Source organism: Flavobacterium sp. GNP002, from assembly GCF_054343795.1.
This window is the reverse complement of the sequence record NZ_JBTGUW010000002.1, coordinates 1-469: the sequence shown is the minus strand read 5'-3', so window position 1 is coordinate 469 and position 469 is coordinate 1. Positions and strand designations below refer to the sequence as shown.

1 protein-coding gene is annotated in these 469 nt (G+C 41.6%); it reads left to right on the top strand.

The annotated features are described in order from the left end of the window. Window positions 1-20 precede the first annotated feature (20 nt). Window positions 21-469: CLIPPER-2 domain-containing protein (locus tag ACXX80_RS15720; protein WP_458554112.1), on the top strand; the 449-nt coding region annotated here is incomplete at its 3' end.

Below are 469 nucleotides of genomic sequence, written 5' to 3'. Positions count from 1 at the left end.
AAAATCCAAGTATTGCTCTTGTGAAAACAGCAACAGTGAGTGGAACGGGTAAAGTGGGTGATGTAATCACGTATACTTTTGCAGTAACCAATACTGGAAATACTTCGCTTACGAATGTAGTAGTAACCGATCCAATGGTAGGTTTAACCATTACTGGAAACCCAATTGCAACTCTTGCAGTAGGCGCTTCTAATGCCACTATCAAAGGAACGTACACCATTACTCAGGCAGATATCGATGCGGGTAAAGTAGTCAACACGGCTTTAGCTACGGCTCAAGATCCAAAAGAAAATGACGTAACAGATATCTCTGGTACTTCAGTTGATAACAACACCCCTACTGACACTCCGCTAACGCAAAATCCAAGTATTGCTCTTGTGAAAACAGCAACAGTGAGTGGAACGGGTAAAGTGGGTGATGTAATTACGTATACTTTTGCAGTAACCAATACTGGAAATACTTCGCTTAC